The 3,996-nt window shown below is 65.4% G+C and carries 6 protein-coding genes; 3 read left to right on the top strand and 3 right to left on the bottom strand.

Annotated elements, in window-relative coordinates; all coding sequences use genetic code 11:
• Positions 1-146: 146 nt before the first annotated feature.
• Complete coding sequence (locus tag BUE44_RS35535; RefSeq protein ID WP_073503136.1) at positions 147-371, top strand: cold-shock protein; 225 nt, start codon at positions 147-149, stop codon at positions 369-371.
• A gap of 29 nt (positions 372-400) precedes the next feature.
• Here the strand turns inward: BUE44_RS35535 and BUE44_RS35530 are convergent, their stop codons facing one another.
• Entirely contained in the window at positions 401-610 is a 210-nt protein-coding gene (locus BUE44_RS35530; protein WP_073503135.1) for a hypothetical protein, read from the bottom strand.
• 686 nt (positions 611-1,296) lie between these two features.
• On the opposite strand from BUE44_RS35530, the gene BUE44_RS35525 reads away from it, so the two are divergent.
• The gene (locus BUE44_RS35525) at positions 1,297-1,782 is read left to right on the top strand and encodes a hypothetical protein (protein WP_073503134.1); all 486 of its coding nucleotides are present in this window, start codon (positions 1,297-1,299) and stop codon (positions 1,780-1,782) included.
• A gap of 100 nt (positions 1,783-1,882) precedes the next feature.
• Positions 1,883-2,452 carry a DUF4240 domain-containing protein gene (locus BUE44_RS35520; RefSeq protein WP_073503133.1) on the top strand — a complete coding sequence of 190 codons (570 nt, stop codon included), beginning with the start codon at positions 1,883-1,885 and terminating at the stop codon, positions 2,450-2,452.
• 798 nt (positions 2,453-3,250) lie between these two features.
• On the opposite strand, the gene BUE44_RS37725 is transcribed toward BUE44_RS35520, so the two are convergent.
• Together BUE44_RS37725 and BUE44_RS35515 are read right to left on the bottom strand one after the other, a co-directional pair.
• Positions 3,251-3,421 carry a hypothetical protein gene (locus tag BUE44_RS37725; protein ID WP_159450342.1) on the bottom strand — a complete coding sequence of 57 codons (171 nt, stop codon included), beginning with the start codon at positions 3,419-3,421 and terminating at the stop codon, positions 3,251-3,253.
• Between the two features lie 38 nt (positions 3,422-3,459).
• Positions 3,460-3,996, bottom strand: a 537-nt coding sequence (locus BUE44_RS35515) for an RHS repeat-associated core domain-containing protein (RefSeq protein WP_143172681.1), incomplete at its 5' end; no start/stop codon positions are given.

Below are 3,996 nucleotides of genomic sequence, written 5' to 3'. Positions count from 1 at the left end.
CCCGTTGCGTTGAGAGGCGCACGGCGGGTTCGGCGAGAAGTCCGGGAAAACGGACCGGGAGTAATCCCGGCACCGCGCCCCGGGCTTACTCAGCAAAGTCCCGCTCTCCTGTGCTCGGCAGCCTCAGGACTCGTAGGGTTCCGGTCATGGTGACTGCGACTGTCCGATGGTGGAGCGAGGAAGAGGGGTGGGGGGTGCTCGATTCGCCCGAGACTCCCGGCGGCTGTTTCGGCCACTACTCCAACATCCAGATGACCGGCTTCCGCGCTTTGTCGCCCGGGCAGCAGGTAAACCTCGCGTGGGAAGCCCCCGGTTTCAAACAAGACGGTTACGACTACCGAGCGGTGAGCATCGTGCCTCTGCCGGCCTGAGCTCCTGCGCCACCGTGAGAATGATCGGCTCAGCCTGCGGGGTGCGTGGCGACCCGCCAGGACCGAGATCGCGGGATGTGCTGCCAGTCGAGGAAGCCCTGGAGAGCTGTTGGACGCCGGGGCAGGCGGGCGGGTGCCGGGGGCAGGTGGACGTCGATGCGTTCGAGGTTGACCGCGATGGCGGTCAGGACGTGCTGGACGTGGGCCTTGTCCTCGCTGCCGTAGCGGCACTGGCGCATGCCGTGGCCGTTGACGAATCAGCACCAGTAGCAGTAACCCCTCCACCGGCTCGCCGACTGCATGGCATGAGTTTGTGGGGCAGCTTGTAAACAAGCTGCCCCACAAACTAGTTCTGCATTAAGCTATAAAACTCAGGGTCATCTTCCTTTTAGCGGCTTGTCGTATTATTCTTGTTGACGAATTCTTTGACGAGGGCTACCAGAAGGCCACCTCCAGCAAAAACTGTCGCCGCTACCCACACGGGACCGCTTATGACCCCTAATGCGGATGCTATAGCTCCGACTCCGGCTAACAATAACACTGTCACCGAAACCCGCGCGCCGCGTTGGCGAACCACTTGTCGCGAATTCATATTCCTTCACCCAAGAAATCCTCCAAGGACACCTAGACCTCCAAGCATTCCGGCTATCGCCCCGTTCTGTATTTCGTTCTCATCTCCTCCGGCCGCAGCTGCGCCTATAGCTCCTCCACCAGCTCCCCAGAGTGCACCGGTGACTACTGCAGCAGCAGCACAGCCCACACCTGCAGATAGCGCGCACGCTGTGGTGATCGCCGCCCCTCCCATGGCCCCAGTGGCAATTCCAGCAATCGCGCCGGCCGTATCGGCCCAGCTCCAGGTTCAGTTGGGGTCCGTGTGGTGGGTCTGTACGGTGACTGGTGTATCTCCTGATCAAGGAAGCACCTGATGAGCGACATGATCGCCTCTGTTGAGGCGGCTGAGGAGTCCGTCGCACTCCACGGGAACACCGCGGACCGGTCCAAGACGCAACGGATCCTCGCTGCGATGCCCTTTGACGCGCCCTGGCTCCGCATGTTCCAAGGCCGGCCAACGATGCGCAGGGTCAGGGCGGACGTCACGCGAGCGATCGACACGGCCTGGGACGCCCTCATCACCGACAACGACATCAGATTCCTCGATCCTGAGCTGGCGGACGCGCACGCTACGTTCATGGACAGCCTCCGCCGACTGATCAACGAACTCGACGGCATGCACGACCCGGACAACGGCTCCAGCCCCCCGACCTACTTAGAGGTCCCCCCGGAGTGGAAGCGCTCTGACCCCGAGCGGTACCGGCAGACGTTGGCCGACCTGTCTGGGGCTCGTGACGCCTTCCTTGAGGCGCGTACCGAACTCATGAACTCGTTGAACCGCAGAGGCCTCTTGAGCTGAGCGAGACCCAGTCCAGTCCCGCTCCTGCAATGGACAGGGGACTTTCGCCGGCAGTGGGCCCACGGGCGTCTGTCGGACCTGGATGGCAGAGTGACCGGTCATGGAAACGGAAGACTTCTGGCAGCTCATACAGGCCGCTCGCTCGCGCACCACGGCGGAAGGCTCCTTCGACCGGACCCTGGTCGAAACACTGACAGCACGTTCGAAGCGCGAGATCCTCGAGTATCAGGAGCGCTTCGACGCACTCCACGGCGCCCTGTATCGCTGGGACGTCTGGGCAGCGGCGTACCTGATCGGCGGCGGCTGCTCGGACGACAGCTTCACCGACTTCCGCGCCGGCGTCATTGCCGAAGGCCAGGCCTGGTATGAGCGCGTGGCCGCCAATCCCGACAGCCTGGCTGAGCACCCACTCATCGCCGCAGCAGCGGAGGCGGGCAAGGACGACGTCCTCTTCGACGAAGAAGTGAACTACGTCGCCGCCGACGCCTTCGGACGACTGACCGGTGACAGGCACGACTTCTACGAGGCATGGGACCAGTACCGCAAGGCCCAACCTCACGAGCGGGCCGAGCAGGACATGGGCGAGGACTTCGACTTCGACGACGACGAGCAGATGCACCGCCGACTGCCCCGGCTCGCTGCGCTCTACCTCCCTGGCAATTCCGTATGAGGACGGGAAACGAACACCCTGACTACCGGCCAGCTATCCGCTGAGCAGCGGCTTCCGCCAGTGCCCCTCAGTTCGGCGGGCTCGGAGAAACCCCAGGCCCGCTCCGGTACCGTTCTAGAGGCACGATCCGTGAGTTCGGCTACGAGACCCCTCCAGAAAACTTGAACCCACGGCCTTTTGCTTTGGCGCGCAGTTCCTCGAGCGCGGCCTGGCCGTCGCCGAACCCCCTTCGGCCTCGCGGCGTTCCCGCAGTACCTGGTCCTGCGCTCTATCACCGCGCGTACGGCCGGGGCGAGCCGGTCGCCCTGCTCCGCCTTGCCGGCCTGCAGCGCGGCGAGGGCCTGGCGGTAGCCAGCCGAGGCGTCCTCGCGGGTGCGCACCGGCCCGGCCGGCTCTGGCGCGGCAGCCGGGGACACGCCGGCGGCAGGAGCGGAGGTCTGGGTGCCGGGCGGCAGGACGCGAATGCTGAACACGGCTTCGCGGCCGGCGCCCTGGTTGGCCATGGCGACCAGGCGGGCGGTGCTCATCCGCAGCTGGGTGGCGTAGCCATGCCGCGCAGCCGGGACGCCAGCAGCCCGGACGGCCTGCGCACGCCTACCGGCGGTTCCTGTCCGAGGCTGTCCAGGCAGGCCAGGACGTCATGCGGCCAGCACGATGAACACTGCAGGGGTAAGCAGTGCCACTGTCAGGACGCGCTGGAAGGCGCCGACTGCGCCGGGGGCGGACAGTCAGCTCGGCAGGCAGCAGTTCCGCCAGCCGCGTAGCGGCTGACGGAACTGGAGGTCTCATTGCCAGCGGTCAGGAAGCCGATGTGGGCCGGCGTTTCCGCATGGCTAGTCCCAGGATGCCAAGCACCGCTCCCAAGACGAGGATTCCTATGCCCATCCCCCGCTCGACGCCGCCGTTGGCCGCGACAGCCACCGCTGCGCCGGCCGCGATGAGAATGACGGCTGCGACGATCACGATCATGGCGGACTTTCCTGTCACTGGGTTTCCTCTCTAGCCGGTCAGGTATACATGGCGATTCCGTAGCCGATCAGGAATCCTCCTGCTGCCACGGCGAGGACGCCGACGCCGAGGACACCTAGTGCCAGTCCGGCAGCTTCCGCCGCATACGGTGCACCCAGGTAGAGGGCTGAGATTGCACCGACTCCGCCGAGAATGCTGGATACACCGCCTACTACGTCTTCGAGCAGGTCAGTGCCGTTGGGGTCGGTGTGGTTGACGGGGTCACCGCCGAAGGCGGCGTAGGGGTTAGTTTCCTGGCCGCTCGGGTCGGTTTGGGTGAAGCGGGCGAGGGTGGGGTCGTAGTAGCGGGCGCCCATTTTGTACAGGCCGGTGGGGTCGAGGTAGGCGCCTTGGAAGCGGTAGGGCTGGGGGGTGGTCTGGGTGGTGGTGCGGGCGTTGCCGGTGGGGTCGTAGGTGTAGGTGTTGATCTTGGTGCCGGCGGCGTTGACCAGGCCGACGACGGAGCCTTGGGCGTCGGTGAGGTAGTAGTACGAAGTGCCGCCGGTCCTCATGGAGTTGAGTGTGCCCTGGGGGTC

Source organism: Actinacidiphila paucisporea, from assembly GCF_900142575.1.
GTDB classification, from domain to species: domain Bacteria; phylum Actinomycetota; class Actinomycetes; order Streptomycetales; family Streptomycetaceae; genus Actinacidiphila; species Actinacidiphila paucisporea.
The sequence above is the reverse complement of the archived record's forward strand: the minus strand, read 5'-3'. Positions and strand labels throughout refer to the sequence as shown.

What these genes read in the sequence shown, in the direction of transcription:
- BUE44_RS35525 (WP_073503134.1), top strand. Translation starts at nt 1,297, where the DNA reads ATGAGCGACATGATCGCCTCTGTTGAGGCGGCTGAGGAGTCCGTCGCA.
- BUE44_RS37725 (WP_159450342.1), bottom strand. Translation starts at nt 3,421, where the DNA reads ATGATCGTGATCGTCGCAGCCGTCATTCTCATCGCGGCCGGCGCAGCG.
- BUE44_RS35520 (WP_073503133.1), top strand. Translation starts at nt 1,883, where the DNA reads ATGGAAACGGAAGACTTCTGGCAGCTCATACAGGCCGCTCGCTCGCGC.
- BUE44_RS35530 (WP_073503135.1), bottom strand. Translation starts at nt 610, where the DNA reads ATGCGCCAGTGCCGCTACGGCAGCGAGGACAAGGCCCACGTCCAGCAC.
- BUE44_RS35535 (WP_073503136.1), top strand. Translation starts at nt 147, where the DNA reads ATGGTGACTGCGACTGTCCGATGGTGGAGCGAGGAAGAGGGGTGGGGG.